Here is a 19,209-nt window from a genome sequence, read left to right as displayed (position 1 = left end):
CGTCACAGGTACTGACCCGTGTTGGCTGTAGTCTCGATCGACTTGCCAGGTTCCTGGCCTGCCTTGCCTTGCACGATCGTACGGATGTACGTGATCCGTTCGCCCTTCTTCCCTGAGATTCTTGCCCAGTCGTCAGGGTTCGTGGTGTTCGGCATGTCCTCGTGTTCCCGGAATTCGTCCACCACTGCACGCAGCAGGTGATCGATCCTCAGACCCTTCTGATGGTTGGTCAGCAGATCCTTGATCGCGTACTTCTTAGCCCTGTCCACGACGTTCTGAACCACGGCGCCTGAGTTGAAATCCTTGAAGTAGAGCATTTCCGTATCACCGTTGGCGTACGTGACTTCAAGGTATTCGTTCGACTTCTCGGTGGAATACATTGCCTCCACGGTGCGCTGGATCATGGCGTCGACAGTAGCTTGGACATCTCCGCCATACTCCGCCAGATCCTGTGCATGGAAGGGAAGGTCAGTGGTGATGTACTTGCCAAAGATGTCCGCAGCAGCTTCGGCATCGGGTCGCTGGATCTTGACCTTTACGTCAAGGCGGCCCGGCCGGAGGATCGCGGGATCGATCATGTCCTCGCGGTTTGAGGCACCAATGACGATCACATTGTCCAAACGCTCCACGCCATCAATCTCGCTGAGCAGCTGCGGGACGATGGTGGTTTCGACGTCGGAAGACACGCCGGTTCCACGCGTACGGAACAGCGAATCCATTTCGTCGAAGAAAACCACCACGGGGCTGCCATCGGACGCTTTTTCGCGGGCACGGGAGAAGATCAGCCGGATGTGCCGTTCGGTCTCGCCAACGTACTTATCCAGGAGCTCAGGTCCCTTAATGTTGAGGAAGTAGCTCTTGAGGTCCGTGTTGCCTGCGCGCTCAGCGGCACGGGCAGCCAGGGAATTGGCCACGGCCTTGGCGATGAGGGTCTTGCCGCAACCCGGCGGACCGTAGAGAAGGATTCCCTTGGGCGCCTTGAGCCCGTGTTCCCTGTACAGGTCCGGATGCAGGAACGGGAGTTCAACAGCATCGCGGATCTGTTCGATCTGGGGACCAAGGCCGCCGATGTCCTGATAGGTGATGTCCGGAACTTCTTCCAGGACAAGGTTCTCCACCTCAGCGCGCGGGACTTTTTCCAGCGCATAGCCGGTGCGCGAATCCAGCGACAGCGCGTCTCCTACCTTCAGGTGCACGCTTTGCAACGCTCCTGAGAGGCGGACTACGCGTTCCTCGTCGGCGCGGCCAACTACCAACGCACGGTCCTTGCCCAGCATCTCCTTGAGCGTAACGAGTTCACCCGCCCGTTCGTAGCCGAGCCCGGCAACCACCAGCAGGGCCTCATTCAAAAGGACTTCCTGGCCAACTGCGAGTTGGTTGACATTTACCAGCGGGCTGATGCCAACACGCATCTTGCGGCCTGCATTGAAAATGTCCACGGATTCCTCCGTGGCCGCCTGCCCGGAAGAACCCGGGCCCGGCTGCCTGCGGGGGTTGATCTGTACCACCGTTCCGAAGCTGTAGGGCGGCTGCCCTTCCTGCTCCAAAGCACCCTTCAAACGAAGGATCTCGCCCTTCGCCGTTTCAAGCATGCTGACAAGCTTGCTGTTGTTTTGGGTGGCGGCGGCAAGCTGGCGGTCGATGTGGCGAAGCTTGTCCCGAAGGATATTGATCTGGCGTTCGGCCACGGTCAATTCACTGGATGGGTCGGGCGGCTGGATGGCGGCAAGCCTCCGGTTTGCTGCCTCTTCAGCAGCGGCGTTAGCTTCCTCCGGCGTCGGCCGTCCAATGTCGTTGTTGTTCGACGTATCCACGATTCATCAGCCCCTTCCTGCGCTTAACAAGACCTTAGTCCCGAAAAGCTCAGGGTGCTTGGTGACATCCGGAATGCGGACCCTATTGTGACCTTTTCAGTTTGTGACCGGGGGGTCGTCCTGGACATTGGTTCCGGCGATGGCGTCACGTGCGGCACGGCGGAGTTTCTTGTCCGAAACGGCACGCTCCCCTACCGCTCCCGGAGTCCATGCGTTCAGGTCTTCCTCGCTGAATTCGGTCTTGGACGGGCGCCGCTTGACGGAGATTCCAGTGACGCCGTCGGCGAGCCGCCTGGTGACCAGAAGGAATCCCGTATGGGCCACCATGCGGTGGTCCGGGCGTACTGCGAGTCCTTCAAGGTGCCAGCCGCGCACCATGGATTCCCAGGCATCCGGTTCAGTGAAACGTCCGTCAGCCCTGATGGCCTCGGCGGTGCGGGAAAGCTGCGTCACCGTTGCGACGTAATTGATCCAGACGCCACCTGGGGCCAGGACCGTTGCCACGGCGTCAAGGCACTCCCAGGGAGCAAGCATGTCCAGCACTACGCGATCTACGGAGCCGGGCGCCTCGGCACGGACCACTTCTTCCTGGAAGTCACCAAGGGAGATCTGCCAAGCGGGGTGCGGGCCACCGAAAATCGTCTCGACGTTCCCCCGGGCGATATCGGCGAATTCTTCGCGGCGCTCAAAGGAATGGAGATAGCCGCCGTCACCGACTGCACGGAGCAGGGAAATGGAAAGCGCGCCGGAGCCCACGCCGGCTTCAACAACCCGGGCACCCGGGAAGATATCGGCCATCGTGACAATCTGGCCCGCGTCCTTCGGATAGACGACCGCAGCGCCACGAGGCATGGACAGGACGAAGTCCGAAAGCAAGGGACGCAGCGTTTGGTACTGCTGCCCGATATTGTTGCTGACTACCGAACCATCAACCTTGCCAATGATTTCATCGTGGTTCAGGAAACCGCGGTGGGTATGAAAAGCTCCCCCCACTTCAAGCGTGATGGTGTTCATCCGGCCACGCTCATCGGTGAGCTGCACCCGCTCGCCCACGCGGAACGGCCCACGGCGGCGGGCTGCCCCGGTTGGTTGCGTGGCAGAGTCAGTGGCTGGCTTGTTGATGCCTGTGTCCGCGCCCGTGACAGTGCCTGCGCTTGTCTCAGCCGCGGCGGTTTCGCTGCTCATGTGGTGTTCCTCGCTCCTGGGCGGTTGCGCCGCCGTGTGTTGCTGCCGTATGGGCGCCGAAAAGGATGGTTTGTTTTGTTTGTTTTATGGACCGGCTCGTAACTCTACCGGCAAGGGTGTTAGGCGCGCCCGCTGCCCCGGGCTTCTTTACCTGTTATCGCTGTCACTACTGCCTGCTGGCGGAGCAGCCCGGTCACGGTTCCGTTGTGGTCCACCACAGCGTATTCGCCGCCTTCCAGCCGCGCCAGATACTGGATCAGCTCCTGGCCCTTGGACCATTCCGGGACGTAGGCGCCGGCAGCGAGGGCGTGCGCTACGGCGGTGACCGGCGTCGTCGCTACCGCCTCGGGAGGGACCGCGGCAGTTGCCCCCGGATCCACCACTCCCTGCGGTTTTCCGTCGGGTCCGCAAATCACGACGGCGGGACTCCCTGCCGGGGATACCGCCAGGACGTCTGCCACACTGGCCGCGTTCGGCAGGCCCACTGCCGGCTCCGCGAGCCCGGCCGCGCTCACGAGGTAAAGGCGGCTGCGGAGCTTTGCGTGGTTGATTGAGCTCGATGCGCCCATCCACAGGAAGCCACAGACGAGGACGGTGATAAGCATGAGGCTGATGTCCAGGGGTGCTCCGCTGAGGAGCGGCACCCCGATGAACCAGATGACAAGTGCGGCGACGATGACGCGGCCTGACCATCCTGCGGCTATGGTCCCCTTGTCCTGGCTGCCCGTGGCCTTCCATACCGCCGACTCCACCAACCGGCCGCCGTCCAATGGCAAACCGGGAAGAACGTTGAAGATGCCAATAAGCAGGTTGGCCCACATCAGGATGTTTGCCAGGATTTCCGCGACGCCACCGAGGACGCCTGAACTTAGGACAGCCCACATGCCGCCGGCCAGGATAAAGTTCGACACCGGTCCGGCAAGGGCGACGATGACAGAGCGTCCAGGGGATGCGGTGAAGCTCTCGAACTGGGTGTGCCCGCCCCACAGGTTCAGGACAATCTTTTCCGTTGGCCAGTTGAACGCTTTGGCACTGAGCGCATGGGCAAGCTCGTGGACCAGGACGGAGAGCGCGAGCAGCAAGGCATAACCGAGGGCAACAAAGTAGGCCCAAATGCCCAGGTTGGGCATGCGCACCAGCAGGGCGGGCCCATAGACGATGATCGTGAAGCCGGCGATAACGAACCACGAGTAAGCGAGATATACGCGGATTCCCGCGATTTTCCCCAATGGAATGCCGTCCTTTTTGATGGCAGCATGATGGGGCGTGGAGGAGCTGCTCACCTAGTTTGCCCCTTCAAACAGGTTTCCCTGTGCGACGCGGTCGGCAATCAGCTGGCTGACGTCCGCTGCGGTCCGGCCCACCAGGGTCTCCCACATGACCATGCCCGGATACTCGGGCAACGGAACCTGGTGGGGAATGCCCACTGTCAGTACGCCCGATGCCAGGGCAGCCGTAGCGCCCGGAATGGAATCTTCCAACGCAACACAGTGATCGATGGTCAGCGACGGGTCATCGAGGCGGAGCCGTTCTACAGCCGTGAGGTAGGCCTCCGGATGGGGTTTGCCGTTGGTGACGGTGTCTCCCGTTACCAGGAATTCGAAGTAGGGCTTGGCAAGGCTTTCGACGATAACGCCGGCCAGTGGGCCCTCGGACATGGTGACCAAAGCGCAACGGACGCCTGCCTGGTGCAATTCGTCCAGCAGTTCGCGTGCTCCCGGGCGCCAGGGAACTTCATTGCGGACGTGCATGATCACCTGTGCGCTGAGGGTATCCACGATTTCGCGGGCTTCAAGGCGGACTCCAGCAGCTTGCAGCACTGCGGCGGAGTGAAGCAGGGACTGACCCACCAACTGCATGGCCTGCTGGTGCGACCATGTCCCACCGTGCGCCTCCACGAGTGCGCGCTCGGCGGCGATCCAGTAAGGCTCAGTGTCCACAAGGGTGCCATCCATATCCCAGAGTACGGCTTTGAGGAGGGGCTGACCGGATGACGAAGGCATGGTTTCAAGTCTACGTGGAACGCGGGGCGCTTCCGGCCGGGCTTGCGCTGTGGGCGAATACAGGACACGCTCCGGCGTGAAATGCCATGCATCCACAAGGGTCTTGGACGTAGGGTGAGTGGATGAACAGTGTGGACGGGACCCCCGAAGGACAGGACATCACCGCGGAGCCCGAGCGTTTCCTTAAGGAACCCGCGGAAGGCCAACGCGTCACCGTAATGATCGCCGCGTTTGAAGGCTGGAACGACGCCGGTGAGGCCGCCAGCGATGCGCTGCACTACTTGAACAAAGTCTGGGACGGCAAGAAGGTTGCCACGGTAGACGCCGAGGAGTACTACGACTTCCAGTTCACCCGGCCCACCGTGCGCCGCACGTCCTCGGGTGCGCGGAAGGTCAAGTGGCCCTCAACGCGGATCTACAAAGCGTCGGTTCCGGACAGCAATGTGGACGTGGTTTTTGTTCTTGGCACCGAACCTTCGTACCGTTGGCGGGCATACACCACAGAACTCCTGGTCCATGCGGAAGCACTGAAGGTGGACTCGGTCATTCTTGTCGGTGCGCTGCTGGCCGATGTTCCCCACAGCCGGCCAATTCCGGTAAGCACCACCACGGAAGACAGTTCGCTACGGGAACGGCTGAATCTGGAAGCCTCCCAATACGAGGGACCCGTGGGAATTGTTGGCGTCCTGGCCGAGTTCGCCATGCTGGCCGGGCTGCCAACCGTTTCCCTGTGGGCAGCCGTCCCCCACTACGTCGCACAGCCGCCATCGCCCAAAGCCCAGCTGGCCATCCTTCACAAGATCGAAGACCTGCTCCAGGTTCCCTTGGACAGCCAGGCACTGGCAGAAGAGTCAGAGGCTTGGGAACGGGGCGTCGATGAGCTCGCCACTGAAGATCCTGAGATTGCCGCCTACGTGCGGCAGCTGGAGGAAGCCAAGGACACCGCGGACCTCCCGGAAGCATCGGGCGAATCTATTGCACGCGAATTCGAGCGTTACCTCAAGCGACGCGGAAAGGACCGGCCCTAGCGCAGGACCGGCCTTAAAGCTCCACCCCGAGCAGGGCGTCTACGGCATCGCCCATAAGGGCGGCGTCAATCCCGGACATGGGTGCGTTCTGCCGCAATGCCTCGTCAGCCCAGCGATCGACGGCGGCAATGGCTCCGGGAGCGTTGAGGTCATTGGCCAATTCCAGGCGCATGGCCTCAACGAGTGTTGCGGCCGAACCGGCGGGGGCAACGTCACGGGCATTGCGCCATCGGGCCAGCCGATCCTTTGCTGCCGCAAAGTCCGCCTCAGTCCACGACCAGTCCGAGCGGTAGTGGTGGGCGAGGATTGCAAGGCGGATTGCGGCTGGTTCTTCTCCAGCGGCGCGGAGCTTGGAGACAAGCACCAGGTTGCCCTTGGACTTGCTCATCTTTTCCCCGTCAAGGCCCACCATGCCGGCGTGGGCATAATGCTTGGCGAGCGGAACGCCTGCCAGCGAGTACGCGTGTCCGGCTCCCATTTCGTGGTGCGGGAAGATGAGATCCGAGCCGCCACCCTGCACGGTGAATGGTGCGGGCAGGTATTTCTGCGCGATAACCGTACACTCGATGTGCCATCCGGGACGGCCGTCGCCCAGGGCGGCCCCCGGCCAGCTGGGTTCGCCTTCACGTGCTACGCGCCAGAGCAAGGGATCGAGCGCCTGGCGTTTGCCTGCCCTGTCCGGATCGCCCCCACGCTCTGCAAAGAGGGCAAGCATTTCCGCTTCGCCGAGGCCTGAAACATCGCCCAGGGTCCATGCATCCGTGGCGTCGGATCGTTTGCCGGCCATTTCGACGTCGTAGTAGACATCGCCGTCGGGTTCGCCGTCTGTGCCTTGTACGCGGTAGGCGACGCCGTCGGCAATAAGCCGCTCGATGGCGGGCACAATATCCGGAATGGCTTCGACCGCGCCGATGTAGTGGTTTGGAGCAAGGACGTTGAGGGCGTCCATATCCGTGTGGAACAGTTCAATCTGGCTCTGCGCCAGTTCACGCCAGTCCACGCCGGTGGCGGTGGCGCGCTCAAGCAGCGGGTCATCGATGTCCGTAACGTTCTGAACGTAGGCCACCGGGATCCCGGCATCGCGCCAGGCCCGGTTGAGGAGGTCGAATGCCACGTAGCTTGCGGCGTGTCCCATATGGGTGGCGTCGTAGGGCGTAATACCGCAGACGTACATCGATTGTTCCGGCTGCGGCTCTATCTCCACGACGCGGCCGAGGGCGGTGTCGAAGAGGCGTAGTTGGGGCATACTGCCGGGCAGCTCAGGAACAGGGCGGGAAGTCCACGATTTCACGACTCAACCTTAGTGCTAGGCGCTGATCACATTGAAACCGAGCAGGACATACAAGGCCAGGCCCAGAAGAATGCGGTACCAGACAAAGAGCCTGTAACTGCGTGTGGACACGAACTTAAGGAACCAACCAATGATCACGTAGCCCACCACGAAAGCGATGACTGTGGCCAGTGCCGTTTCCGGGAGGCCGTAGGGACCGGCCAGGCCCTCCTTGGAAACCGTTTTGTAGAGCTGGTACAGGCCGCTGCCGAAAACCGCTGGAATGGCGAGGAGGAACGAGTAGCGGGCCGCAGCTTCACGCGTGTACCCCATCAGCAAACCGGCAGTGATGGTTCCGCCGGACCGCGATACGCCGGGAATAAGGGCCATTGCCTGGGCGAAACCGTACAGGATGCCGTGCTTGTAGCTGAGCTCCGTGAGATCCCGTTCCTGGCGGCCGACGGCGTCGGCAACCGCCAGGATCATGCCAAAGACAATGAGCATGGTGGCGACTATCCACATGCTCCGCAGGACAGACTCGATCTGGTCCTGGAACAACAACCCGAGCACGATGATGGGAAGGCTGCCCAGGATCACCAGCCATCCCATTCGGGCGTCCGGATCATTCCGTGGGACTTTTCCGCTCAGGGACCTGAACCAGGCCCCAATGATCCGCACGATGTCGCGCCAGAAATAGACGATGACCGCCGTCTCCGTACCCAGTTGGGTGATGGCCGTGAAGGCGGCTCCGGGATCGGCCGCATTCGGAAGGAATGAGCCCACGATCCGCAGGTGTGCGCTTGAGGAGATCGGGAGGAATTCGGTGAGGCCCTGCACCAGGCCCAGCAAGGCTGCTTCTATCCAGTTCACGTGAATAGACCCTACGTCATGAAGACTGGGAACTCCCCGTAAGCTATCAGCATGCAGCAGCGTTATGTCGGGAACAGCGGGTTCCGTGTCTCCTCTTTGTCCCTCGGAACAATGTCCTGGGCGCAGGAGACGGATGAGCAGGACGCTGCCGAGTTGCTCCACGCCTTCGTGGACGCAGGCGGCACCGTCATCGACACCGCTGCATCGTATGCACAAGGCCAGGCTGAGGCGATGTTGGGCTCCATGTTGGGCGATGTCGTGGCTCGTTCCGAAGTCGTGATATCCACCAAAGCCGGCGTCTCGTCGTCGGAATCCAGGCGCAGCATCAATGCATCGCGGGGTGCCCTGTTGTCGGCGTTGGACGCCAGCCTGGCAAGGCTTGGAACCGATTACCTCGATATCTGGTTCGTTCATGAGTGGGACCCGAATGTGCCCTTGGACGAGACTCTGTCAGCGTTGGAGCTCGCGCAGAGGACGGGACGTGCCCGCTATGTGGGAATTTCCAACTACAACGGGTGGCAGACAGCCAAAGCGGCGGCGGTCGCTGGTTTCACGCTGGTAGCCAACCAATCCGAATATTCCCTGGTGCAGCGAAAGCCGGAGGAAGAGCTCATTCCCGCCGTGGAGGATGCCGGGCTCGGCCTGATGGCCTGGGCTCCCCTGGGCCGTGGTGTCTTGAGCGGAAAGTACCGGGGCCAGATTCCTGCTGATTCCCGGGCTGCGCAGAGCAGACTTGCTGCGTACGTTGAGACCTACCTTGAACCGAAGGCATCACGGGTGGTGGAGGCCGTCGCCATGGCCGCGCGGGGTTTGGGACGATCACCCCTGGACGTATCCCTGAGTTGGTTGCTTTCGCGTCCCGGCGTTGCCACGGCTATCGTGGGAGCCCGCAACGCAGTCCAGCTCAAGGAATTGCTGGATGCCCAGTTGACGGTTCTCCCGGCCGAGATCTCGCGCGCTTTGGAAGACGTCTCGGCGACTTAGCGTTGCGGCTTATTGGCGGTCGAGGATATCCAGCAGGTAACTGCCGTAGCCGCTCTTGGCGAGCTTGGAAGCCTGCTGGCGGAGTTCGTCGTCATTCAGGTATCCCATCCGCCAGGCCACCTCCTCCGGCGCTCCAATCTTCAGGCCCTGCCGGTTCTCCGTAGTGCGGACATAGTTTGACGCATCGTTGAGGTCGCTGAAGGTTCCTGTATCAAGCCAGGCAGTCCCGCGCGGAAATTTTTGCACGTGCAGCCTGCCGAGCTCCATGTATTGCCGGTTGATATCCGTGATCTCCAGTTCCCCTCGAGGCGAGGGTTTGAGGTCCTTTGCCATGGCGACGACGTCGTTGTCGTAGAAGTACAGGCCCGGGACTGCGTAGTTGCTCTTTGGGGACGTTGGCTTTTCTTCGATGGAAACGGCCAGCCCGTCGTCGTCGAATTCCACCACGCCGTAAGCACTCGGATCCTTGACCCAGTAACCGAAAATCGCGCCGCCTTCAACGTCCGCGTACTTGCGGAATTGGTTACCCATCCCGGGGCCGTTGAAGATGTTGTCCCCCAGGATGAGCGCTACTTTGCCGCTGCCAATGTGCCGCTCCCCCAGGATGAATGCCTGAGCCAATCCATCAGGCGTGGGTTGTTGTGCATATGTGAGGTTTATGCCGAATTGGGAACCGTCGCCGAGTAAGTTCTCGAACTGTGGCGCATCCGTGGGCGTAGTAATCACCAGAATGTCCCGAATGCCGGCGAGCATCAGCGTGCACAGCGGATAATAAATCATGGGTTTGTCGAATACGGGGACTAATTGCTTGCTGATTCCAAGCGTTATTGGGTGAAGCCGGGAGCCCGTGCCGCCTGCAAGAACGATGCCGCGCATATTAGCTGTCCCTTCCCGCTGCACATAGCCGCAATTGGCGGCTACGCTATGGCCATGCAGAGAATCCTTGTCACCGGCGGGGCCGGATTCATTGGATGCAACTTTATCCACTACATCATGGAGCACTCACGCCTCCATGTCACGGCCCTGGACAAACTCACTTATGCGGGTAACATCGAGTCCCTCGCGGGGCTGCCTCCTGAACGCTTCGAATTCGTCCAGGGCGATATCTGCGATGCCCCGCTGGTAGACCGCATGACGGCAGCCGCTGACGCCGTGGTCCATTTTGCTGCCGAATCACACAACGACAATTCACTGCAGGACCCCCGGCCGTTCGTGGACACGAACCTCGTAGGTACATTCACGCTCATCGAAGCGGCGCGGAAGCACAATACCCGCTTCCACCACATATCCACAGATGAGGTGTATGGGGATTTGGCCCTGGAAGATCCGGAGCGTTTCACCGAGTCCTCGGTCTATCGGCCCACGAGCCCCTACTCGGCAACCAAAGCCGGTTCAGACCTGCTGGTCAGGGCATGGGTCCGTTCCTTCGGCCTCAAGGCGACCATCAGCAACTGCTCCAACAACTATGGGCCCTATCAGCACGTGGAGAAATTCATTCCGCGACAGATCACCAACATCCTGGATGGCAACCGTCCCCGCCTCTACGGCAACGGCCACAATGTACGGGACTGGATCCATGTGGAGGACCACTCCGCGGCTGTGGCCGCAATCCTGGAGCGTGGGCGGATTGGTGAAACGTACCTGATCGGCGCTGATGGTGAGCAGTCCAACCGGGACGTCGTGGAGAAGCTTCTTCGGCAAATGGGACAGCCTTCAGAAGCCTACGATCTGGTGACTGACAGGCCCGGCCACGATCTTCGATACGCGATCGATTCCAGCAAGCTTCGAAAGGAACTTGGCTGGGTCCCCCGGTTTGCAGACTTCGACGCCGGCCTGGCTGACACCGTCCGCTGGTACCAGGACAACGAAGCCTGGTGGCGGCCGCAAAAAGCTGCGACCGAGACCAAATACGCAGGCCAAGGCCACTAACCATGGGACCCGCTGAATTGACATCCCGTAGTACACCGATCCCCGGGCTGGTGCTTTTCGGGCTGCCGGTCCACGGGGACCACCGGGGATGGTTCAAGGAGAACTGGCACCGTAGCAAGATGATGGCTTTGGGCCTCCCCGACTTTGGGCCGGTGCAGAACAACATCTCCTTCAATGCCAAACGCGGGACTACCCGGGGTATCCACGCCGAACCGTGGGACAAGTTCATCTCGCTCGCCTCAGGGCGGATCTTTGGTGCGTGGGTGGACCTGCGTCAGGGCCCGACTTTCGGCACGGTTTTCCACGCAGAGATGTCCCCCATGGAAGCCATCTTTGTTCCCCGGGGCGTGGGCAACGCCTTCCAGACCCTCGAAGACAATACCGCCTACACCTACCTGGTCAACGATCATTGGAGTGCCGCAGCGCAGGCCGACTACACGTTCCTCAACCTTGCCGACGAAGACGTCGGTTTACCATGGCCCATCCCGCTGGAGGAGGCCGTGGTGTCTGACCAGGACCGGACCCATCCACGATTGGGCGACGTAGCTCCCATGCAATCCAGGCGGACGTTGGTACTCGGTGCGGACGGCCAATTGGGGAAGGCGCTCAGAGAGGAGTTCGACGGCGACCCGACGGTGGACTTCGCAGGGCGGGCCGAGTTCGATATCTCGGCAGAGAATTCCTATCTCGCCACCGATTGGCGCAAGTATTCCACCATCATCAACGCCGCAGCTTTCACGGGAGTCGATGCCGCGGAGACAGCGGAAGGCCGCACTGCCGCCTGGAGCATCAACGCAGCCGCAGTGTCCCGCCTGGCCAGGACCGCCGTCGAACATTCACTGACGCTTGTCCATGTATCCAGCGACTATGTGTTCGACGGTACCGCCGCTGTGCATCGGGAGGACGAGGCACCCGCTCCCCTGGGTGTCTACGGGCAAAGTAAAGCGGCCGGAGACGCTGCCGTTGCTGCGGTGCCGCGGCACTACATTGTGCGGAGCAGTTGGGTAGTGGGCGAGGGCCGCAACTTCGTCCGCACCATGGCTGGGCTGGCCGCAAAAGGCGTAGCACCCGCAGTGGTGGGTGACCAATGGGGGCGGCTGACGTTTGCTTCTGATATTGCCGCAGGCATCAGGCACCTGATCACGCATCAGGCACCTTACGGAACGTACAACCTCACCAGCGACGGCGAGCCGCAGTCCTGGGCGGAAATTGCGCAGGAGGTCTATCGCCTCTGTGGAGTGGATCCCGGGAAAATCACCACCATCAGCACGTCCGAATACGCAAAACCCGGGATGGCGCCGCGTCCAGGCAGCAGTGTTCTCGATCTGGCCAAAATCAAAAGCACGGGCTTTGCACCGCCGTCAGCAGCCAGGCGGCTCGCCGAAATTGTCAACGGCGGAACATTCCGCATGTAGGTGCGTCAAGCCTCTTGTTGCCTCCAATGAAGTTTGGGCCCTCAAGACTGTCCGCACCCAGTGTCTTCAAGACCTATTCCGATGAAGTCGAAGATCCTTCACGTGAGTCCTCTCGTCCTATTCACGGCGGTCGTCACCGGTCCTAGAGTAGGGGGGTGACGAGTATACCGGATGGCGCGACGGGCGTGTACGAAGCAGGTTCTGGCGGGCGGGTAGAGGTGTTACTGGCGACGCGGGACAGCGGTCAGTTCCTTGGCGAGCTCCTCGACTCACTCGTCTGCCAGAGCTTCCGGGATTTCCACTTGGTGGTCAGCGACGACTGCTCGCGTGACAACACCTTAGCGATCCTCGAAGAGGCAGCGCCGCGCTTCGCCCATCCCCTGCGGATTATTCGGCGCACCGCTCCCAGCGGCAGCGCCGCCGCCAACTTTGCAGGGATGCTGGCCCTTGCCCAGGCTGACTACGTATTTCTCGCCGATCACGATGACGTCTGGCTGCCGGAGAAGATTGCCCGCGGCCTTGCCCGGATGCGGGCGCTTGAGGCCGAAGAGGGCCGTGAAACCCCGATTCTCCTGCACGGCGACTTGACGCCAGTCGACGCGGCCCTGCAGGTCATCACGCCATCTTTTTGGGCCTTCAAAGCCATCGCCCCGTCCTACGGTGCCCGACTTAACACTGCCCTGATGCATCCGACCGTCACCGGATGCACCGTTGTAATGAACAGGGCGCTGGTGGCACGGACGGGCATAATCCCCCCGGGCGCCGTCATGCACGACTGGTGGATAAATCTGGTCGCGGCCGCTTTCGGTCGGGTGGCTTGGGACCCCGATCCGCAAATCCTTTACCGTATCCACGGTGGCAATGCCTCAAATCCTCAGCCCACTACACTGACCCGAGCACTCTCGCAGTGGAGGAACCTCGCCAACAGCCGCCACTGGATCCGCCTGCGCCTTGCCCAAGGCCAAGCCTTCCTCAACACCTACCGCGACGAACTACCAGCAGGAAGCCGCCGTGTACTTGAGGCCTTCGCCGATATCCCCTCCGCCGGGCCGATCTCCCGACGCCGCCGCCTGATCGCCGGCGGCTTCCGCTCCCCGGACCTCTGGCGCCTTCGAGTCGCACTGACGAATACGTTTCATTCCGTTGTGGGCGGTCGTCACCGGTCCTAGAGTAGGGGGGTGACGAGTATACCGGATGGCGCGACGGGCGTGTACGAAGCAGGTTCTGGCGGGCGGGTAGAGGTGTTACTGGCGACGCGGGACAGCGGTCAGTTCCTTGGCGAGCTCCTCGACTCACTCGTCTGCCAGAGCTTCCGGGATTTCCACTTGGTGGTCAGCGACGACTGCTCGCGTGACAACACCTTAGCGATCCTCGAAGAGGCAGCGCCGCGCTTCGCCCATCCCCTGCGGATTATTCGGCGCACCGCTCCCAGCGGCAGCGCCGCCGCCAACTTTGCAGGGATGCTGGCCCTTGCCCAGGCTGACTACGTATTTCTCGCCGATCACGATGACGTCTGGCTGCCGGAGAAGATTGCCCGCGGCCTTGCCCGGATGCGGGCGCTTGAGGCCGAAGAGGGCCGTGAAACCCCGATTCTCCTGCACGGCGACTTGACGCCAGTCGACGCGGCCCTGCAGGTCATCACGCCATCTTTTTGGGCCTTCAAAGCCATCGCCCCGTCCTACGGTGCCCGACTTAACACTGCCCTGATGCATCCGACCGTCACCGGATGCACCGTTGTAATGAACAGGGCGCTGGTGGCACGGACGGGCATAATCCCCCCGGGCGCCGTCATGCACGACTGGTGGATAAATCTGGTCGCGGCCGCTTTCGGTCGGGTGGCTTGGGACCCCGATCCGCAAATCCTTTACCGTATCCACGGTGGCAATGCCTCAAATCCTCAGCCCACTACACTGACCCGAGCACTCTCGCAGTGGAGGAACCTCGCCAACAGCCGCCACTGGATCCGCCTGCGCCTTGCCCAAGGCCAAGCCTTCCTCAACACCTACCGCGACGAACTACCAGCAGGAAGCCGCCGTGTACTTGAGGCCTTCGCCGATATCCCCTCCGCCGGGCCGATCTCCCGACGCCGCCGCCTGATCGCCGGCGGCTTCCGCTCCCCGGACCTCTGGCGCAACGCTGCAACCCTCCTCTTGGTATAGCGGCCGTCGAGCATTACTACGGCGCCCGTGTCGTAACGGCTGTAGCCCACTGGCTCGCGCACCCGGGCTCAATTCTTCTGTGCCACCTGGGTGCCGTCGTTCTTGTTTCCCTGCCCTGACACCCCCAACGCCGCCTTCGTCGCCAACCAGATTGGTTTCCATGAACCCGGGCACTGCATCATCCGCACCAACAGCGAAGCTCCTCATCGGTCAAGACCAGTTCCCATCCCGCGCGGACTCTGGCATGCGCGGGGGAATCGTCCTAAAGTTGGGCCTACGGCAGCTTCGAAGAGGTGGAGCCGGGAGACAACTCAAGTAAACAGTTTGGTTGGGCGGCATATGGTGTTCGCCCACGTCGATCCAAGCAGTGCAGCAGCTTGGATCGACGATTACATGGTTGTGCCTTGAGCTGGAACCTTGAGCCTGGAGCCGAAAATGCTGCAACAAAACATGCCCAGCGGGGTCGTATCCCACCGCGACGTTCCCCGCAGCCACGCCGAAGCGCAGCGGCAGCGCCAGAAGGCAGAGGCTCAGGCCGGAACCGCGCATGGCAAATGGGTGAACCTGGGCGGAGTCCCGGTGAAGCTCATGGAGTTTGATGGCGCCCTGCGAGAAATCATGGACCGGGCTTCCACCGCAGGCTCCCCTCCACTTGGCGTGTGCTCGGCGAATTTGGACCACATCCGCCACTTTGGCGCAGGCAGCCGCTGGATCGGCACCATGGACGGGCAAGCCTCCGTGGACTGGCTGACGTTGATTGATGGAGCCCCGTTGGCAGCTGCGGCCCGGCGCCTCACGAACAGGCCCTGGCCACGGCTTGCCGGAAGCGACCTTGTAGAACCGTTGTTAGATGAAGCCGAACGGCGTGGCCTGCGTGTAGGTTTCCTGGGTGGTTCCGAGCGGTCCCAACAACTGATCCGCGACAGGTTCGCCGTGGAGCATCCGGGATTGGGCATCGCCGGATGGTGGGCGCCGGAAAGGTCCGTACTGGGCGACGAGAAGGCCTCCTTTGAACTGGCCGCGAACATAGCGGAAAGTGCGCCCGACATCCTGGTGGTTGGCATGGGCAAGCCCCGTCAGGAGCTGTGGATCACCAGATATGGCCACCTCACGGGAGCCAAAGTGCTGCTCGCCTTCGGCGCAGTAGTTGATTTCTTGGCCGGCCACATCCGGCGGGCACCGACTTGGGTCAGCTCGCACGGCTTTGAGTGGGCCTGGCGCTTGATGCTGGAACCGCGCCGCCTGGCACGTCGCTATCTGGTGGACGGTCCCGAAGCCTACCTGAGGTTGCGTCAAGCCAGCGCTGCCTCCATCACGTCAACCGCACCGCCGATTGGCGGGCGGCCTGACGTACACGTAGACGTCCCGGAGTACGTCGCCAGCCCGGCCCCGGGACCTTTCGTGCCAGCGGCACTCAAGGCTGACGTTGCCGTTATTGTCGTGACGTACAACAATGCCGACGACGTCGGGCCGCTGATCTCAAGCCTGAGAGGCGAGACCGCCGAGCAATCGATCAAGGTTGTTGTGGCTGACAACTCCCCTGACGACCATACGATGGCCGAGCTGTCACAACATCCGGACATCGTCGCTGTACGCACCGGAGGTAACCTTGGCTACGCCGGTGGAATCAATGTGGCTTTGCGCGTGGCCGGTGCCGCAGATGCCTATCTCATCCTGAATCCGGACCTGCGGATTGAACCTGGAGCACTGGCCGCAATGCGGCGAAGAATGAACGAATCCCATGCTGGCATGGTTGTTCCGGTCCTGCTGGACGTTGACGGCACCGTCTACCCATCCTTGCGTCGCGAGCCGAACGTACTGCGGGCACTGGGTGATGCAGCTTTGGGAAGCCACCTCCGTGGACGGCCCGGTTGGTTGTCTGAGATGGACTTCGATCCGGAAGGCTACCAGCATGCCCATCGGGTCGACTGGGCCACCGGCGCGGCGCTCCTGATCAGCGCTGAAGTGGCCGAGGCCGTAGGCGCTTGGGACGAGCAATTCTTCCTGTACTCGGAGGAGACAGATTATTGCCGGCGCACGCGGGAATCCGGCAATTCAATCTGGTTTGAGCCTACAGCCAGAATGTGGCACGAACGTGGGGGCTCGGGCACGTCGCCGCAGCTCACGGCCCTTATGTCCGTCAACCGCGTCCGTTATGCAGTCAAGCATCTCGGGCGCAGCAGGGCGATGCTCTTTAGGGCAGCCGTATGTGCCGCCGAGGTCGCACGACTCAACAATCCGGGGCACAGGGAAGCAGCACTGGCAGTGTTGAACCAACGGCGATGGTGCACACTGCCCCACGCCACACGATCCGCGCTCCTGGACGGTGAAAGCCTTACTAGCGGAGCCGTCATCATCCCTGCGCACAACGAGGCCAGAGTTATCGGCCGGACGCTTGATTCGCTCAAGGAAGCAATCGATTCAGGCACCGTGGACGTGATCGTGGCCTGCAACGGTTGCACCGATGACACTGAATCCATTGCGGCCCAGTACAGGGGTGTCCAAGTCCTCCATGTTGAGGAAGCGTCGAAAACTGCGGCACTTAATGCTGCGGACCGTGCGACTCAACGTTGGCCCCGACTCTACCTGGATGCCGACATCGAGCTGAGCCCGGAGGCGCTCCGCACCGTTTTCAAAGCGCTCGATGCCGGTCCACTCCTCGCAGCCAGACCAGCCTTCCGCTATGACACCACAGGTGCCTCGACGCTGGTACGAGCCTACTACCGGGCCCGAAGCCGGATTCCGGCGAATGCCCAAAAGCTCTGGGGTGCCGGTGCCTACGCGCTGAGCTCCAATGGCCATGATCGGCTCGGCGAATTTCCCGCTTTGACTGGCGATGACTATTACGTGGACAGGCTGTTCGGCCCTGACGAAAAGGCCGCGCTTGATACTTCACCTGTGGTGGTCAGGCCGCCTCGGACTTCGGCCGCCCTGCTGTCCACCCTGAGCCGCGTTTACCGCGGGAATGCACAGCAGGACTGCAAGGATTCGGGCCCATCAACGTCCGCGACGCTGCGGCAGCTGCTGGCGTCCGTCCAGGGACCGCTCACTGCCGTGGACGCCGCGGTGTACGCCGCGTTCGCTGTCTTGGGCCGCCGTCGTCCGATACTGTGGGCTAAGACCAGCGACGCGTGGGAGCGGGACGAAAGCAGCCGGTAACGTGCGTGCTTCGTTGAGAGGCAAGCTCCCCCTGGGTACGACCGCGAGGAAAGGTGGGTAGCCCATGCCGGCCCATCGAGTAACCAGTAGGCTTCCTCTTTAAAGGAGGCCCTCGCGAGCCAGTCGCCAGAGGGCCCCGGAGATGCCGAGCATCAGAAACATGAATCCTGCAGCCATCGGGAACGACAGTCCGTCAAAAAATGCAAAAGTAACGGCCAAGGCTGCCAAGGAAGCCAGTATGGCGGGACTCATCTGACGCATGACATCATCCTTCGCAAGTTTGCGTGATCGCCAGGCACAGGTCATTCCAGCCACCAACAAAGTGACGAATGCGAGGAGGCCAAGGATACCCAACTCAACCAGGAGGCCCAGATACTGGTTGTCTACTATGACGTATTCCGGAAGGAAGGTGCCGAAACCGCGGCCGACAAGCAAATTGTTACTTGCGATTCCGAACGCAGTCGCCGAACCGTTTGTCCGGGAACTGATGCTTGGATCGTCGGTTCCTGCCGTAAAGAGCCCCCGCAAGGTTCCTAGCATTCCAGGCGTTAGAACGTAGACCGCCGCAAGCAAACTAGTGGATGCGAACAAGGCTCGCCGTCGGATCGACCTCGACCAGAAGGGTAGGAGGACAAGAAACGCTACGGCGACTGCAATCAAAGCAGATCGTGAGACTGACAATATTGCCGCGACGCCTATAACGCCAACAGGAACCCACCGGAGCAGGCGACGTTTGGTGGTATCCGTCAGCGCAAGAGTGATTGCTATAGGAAGCGACGTCGAAAGAACAACCCCATATTCCAGCGGGTGAATAGCCATACCAGCGGCCCGGACAAAGCCTCCCCTTGAGTCAATGTTTGAGAACTCTGAGCTGGCGGTCAGGCCGGGAATGTTTATCCAATCGACAAGGGATGAATGCGTAAAGAACTGCAGTAGCCCTAAAGTAGCCGTCAGTGAGCCAACTATTACAATCCTCCGCAAAACTGACATGAGTCCATTACGGTCTGATAGTCCGTCATTGACAAGCAATAGAATTCCTGCCCAACCAGCTATTCTGATGAGTCCAGCGTCTGCAGGGCTGGCTTCCGCTTCTGGAAGGCCGCGTAACATGGCAAACGCATAGCTGCCGACAGCGACGAACAGGAAAAGCGTCAAGCTAATTCGCACGGGTTGCCTGCTGATACGTCCCACAGTCGTTCTCTGTGATTGATACAGCAACCACCAAACGAGTGCCAGCAACGCAAACAGTGTGGTTGGTCTACCAACAGAGCCAAGGGCTACCACCGTATTATTCGATGGAATTGCGCAGGTTAGCACCAGGAATATCGTGACGAAAGTAGGGACGTCCGAACGTTCCATGGATAGGGCCCGGCGTCCGCCGAGACGGACAGGA

General features: G+C 61.3%; 15 protein-coding genes. 7 read left to right on the top strand and 8 right to left on the bottom strand.

What is annotated here, in order from left to right:
* Positions 1–2: 2 nt before the first annotated feature.
* The 4 genes from arc to LDN82_RS12190 form a co-directional block, all read right to left on the bottom strand.
* Positions 3–1,814 (bottom strand): proteasome ATPase, encoded by a 1,812-nt coding sequence (gene arc / locus LDN82_RS12205; protein ID WP_224164418.1) that lies wholly within the window; start codon positions 1,812–1,814, stop codon positions 3–5.
* A gap of 96 nt (positions 1,815–1,910) precedes the next feature.
* A complete protein-coding gene (locus LDN82_RS12200; RefSeq protein ID WP_224164417.1) occupies positions 1,911–2,999 on the bottom strand; it encodes a tRNA (adenine-N1)-methyltransferase in 1,089 nt (362 codons plus the stop codon).
* A gap of 119 nt (positions 3,000–3,118) precedes the next feature.
* Positions 3,119–4,282 (bottom strand): site-2 protease family protein, encoded by a 1,164-nt coding sequence (locus LDN82_RS12195; RefSeq protein WP_224164416.1) that lies wholly within the window; start codon positions 4,280–4,282, stop codon positions 3,119–3,121.
* Complete coding sequence (locus LDN82_RS12190) at positions 4,283–5,002, bottom strand: HAD family phosphatase (protein WP_224164415.1); 720 nt, start codon at positions 5,000–5,002, stop codon at positions 4,283–4,285.
* A gap of 122 nt (positions 5,003–5,124) precedes the next feature.
* Between LDN82_RS12190 and LDN82_RS12185 the strand changes: the two genes are divergently transcribed.
* Positions 5,125–6,030 carry a PAC2 family protein gene (locus tag LDN82_RS12185; RefSeq protein WP_223932802.1) on the top strand — a complete coding sequence of 302 codons (906 nt, stop codon included), beginning with the start codon at positions 5,125–5,127 and terminating at the stop codon, positions 6,028–6,030.
* Between the two features lie 13 nt (positions 6,031–6,043).
* On the opposite strand, the gene mshC is transcribed toward LDN82_RS12185, so the two are convergent.
* Positions 6,044–7,321, bottom strand: coding sequence for a cysteine--1-D-myo-inosityl 2-amino-2-deoxy-alpha-D-glucopyranoside ligase (mshC, locus tag LDN82_RS12180; protein ID WP_224164414.1), 1,278 nt, complete (start codon positions 7,319–7,321; stop codon positions 6,044–6,046).
* Between the two features lie 15 nt (positions 7,322–7,336).
* Complete coding sequence (locus tag LDN82_RS12175) at positions 7,337–8,170, bottom strand: undecaprenyl-diphosphate phosphatase (protein ID WP_224090379.1); 834 nt, start codon at positions 8,168–8,170, stop codon at positions 7,337–7,339.
* Between the two features lie 51 nt (positions 8,171–8,221).
* On the opposite strand from LDN82_RS12175, the gene LDN82_RS12170 reads away from it, so the two are divergent.
* Complete coding sequence (locus tag LDN82_RS12170) at positions 8,222–9,154, top strand: aldo/keto reductase (RefSeq protein ID WP_224090378.1); 933 nt, start codon at positions 8,222–8,224, stop codon at positions 9,152–9,154.
* Positions 9,155–9,163: 9 nt separating this feature from the next.
* Here LDN82_RS12170 and rfbA read toward each other — a convergent pair whose 3' ends face one another.
* Positions 9,164–10,030, bottom strand: coding sequence for a glucose-1-phosphate thymidylyltransferase RfbA (gene rfbA / locus LDN82_RS12165; RefSeq protein ID WP_224164413.1), 867 nt, complete (start codon positions 10,028–10,030; stop codon positions 9,164–9,166).
* Positions 10,031–10,084: 54 nt separating this feature from the next.
* Here rfbA and rfbB point away from each other — a divergent pair, with 54 nt between their 5' ends.
* The 5 genes from rfbB to LDN82_RS12140 all read left to right on the top strand — a co-directional run bounded on the left by rfbB (position 10,085) and on the right by LDN82_RS12140 (position 17,816).
* Entirely contained in the window at positions 10,085–11,083 is a 999-nt protein-coding gene (rfbB, locus tag LDN82_RS12160) for a dTDP-glucose 4,6-dehydratase (RefSeq protein ID WP_224164412.1), read from the top strand.
* A 2-nt stretch (positions 11,084–11,085) separates the two neighbouring features.
* On the top strand, positions 11,086–12,498 hold the full coding sequence (locus LDN82_RS12155) for a bifunctional dTDP-4-dehydrorhamnose 3,5-epimerase family protein/NAD(P)-dependent oxidoreductase (protein ID WP_224164411.1): 1,413 nt from the start codon (positions 11,086–11,088) through the stop codon (positions 12,496–12,498).
* A gap of 155 nt (positions 12,499–12,653) precedes the next feature.
* Positions 12,654–13,667, top strand: a complete 1,014-nt coding sequence (locus LDN82_RS12150; RefSeq protein ID WP_224164410.1) for a glycosyltransferase family 2 protein — start codon at positions 12,654–12,656, stop codon at positions 13,665–13,667.
* 9 nt (positions 13,668–13,676) lie between these two features.
* Positions 13,677–14,657, top strand: coding sequence for a glycosyltransferase family 2 protein (locus LDN82_RS12145; RefSeq protein WP_224164409.1), 981 nt, complete (start codon positions 13,677–13,679; stop codon positions 14,655–14,657).
* Between the two features lie 435 nt (positions 14,658–15,092).
* The gene (locus LDN82_RS12140; RefSeq protein ID WP_224164408.1) at positions 15,093–17,816 is read left to right on the top strand and encodes a WecB/TagA/CpsF family glycosyltransferase; all 2,724 of its coding nucleotides are present in this window, start codon (positions 15,093–15,095) and stop codon (positions 17,814–17,816) included.
* A gap of 99 nt (positions 17,817–17,915) precedes the next feature.
* Here the strand turns inward: LDN82_RS12140 and LDN82_RS12135 are convergent, their stop codons facing one another.
* Complete coding sequence (locus tag LDN82_RS12135) at positions 17,916–18,971, bottom strand: O-antigen ligase family protein (protein ID WP_224164407.1); 1,056 nt, start codon at positions 18,969–18,971, stop codon at positions 17,916–17,918.
* Positions 18,972–19,209 lie beyond the last annotated feature (238 nt).

This window comes from Arthrobacter sp. StoSoilA2, assembly GCF_019977195.1.
GTDB lineage: Bacteria > Actinomycetota > Actinomycetes > Actinomycetales > Micrococcaceae > Arthrobacter.
The sequence above is the reverse complement of the archived record's forward strand: the minus strand, read 5'-3'. Positions and strand labels throughout refer to the sequence as shown.

What these genes read in the sequence shown, in the direction of transcription:
- LDN82_RS12200 (WP_224164417.1), bottom strand. Translation starts at nt 2,999, where the DNA reads ATGAGCAGCGAAACCGCCGCGGCTGAGACAAGCGCAGGCACTGTCACG.
- LDN82_RS12190 (WP_224164415.1), bottom strand. Translation starts at nt 5,002, where the DNA reads ATGCCTTCGTCATCCGGTCAGCCCCTCCTCAAAGCCGTACTCTGGGAT.
- LDN82_RS12185 (WP_223932802.1), top strand. Translation starts at nt 5,125, where the DNA reads ATGAACAGTGTGGACGGGACCCCCGAAGGACAGGACATCACCGCGGAG.
- LDN82_RS12170 (WP_224090378.1), top strand. Translation starts at nt 8,222, where the DNA reads ATGCAGCAGCGTTATGTCGGGAACAGCGGGTTCCGTGTCTCCTCTTTG.
- rfbA (WP_224164413.1), bottom strand. Translation starts at nt 10,030, where the DNA reads ATGCGCGGCATCGTTCTTGCAGGCGGCACGGGCTCCCGGCTTCACCCA.
- rfbB (WP_224164412.1), top strand. Translation starts at nt 10,085, where the DNA reads ATGCAGAGAATCCTTGTCACCGGCGGGGCCGGATTCATTGGATGCAAC.
- LDN82_RS12155 (WP_224164411.1), top strand. Translation starts at nt 11,086, where the DNA reads ATGGGACCCGCTGAATTGACATCCCGTAGTACACCGATCCCCGGGCTG.
- LDN82_RS12140 (WP_224164408.1), top strand. Translation starts at nt 15,093, where the DNA reads ATGCTGCAACAAAACATGCCCAGCGGGGTCGTATCCCACCGCGACGTT.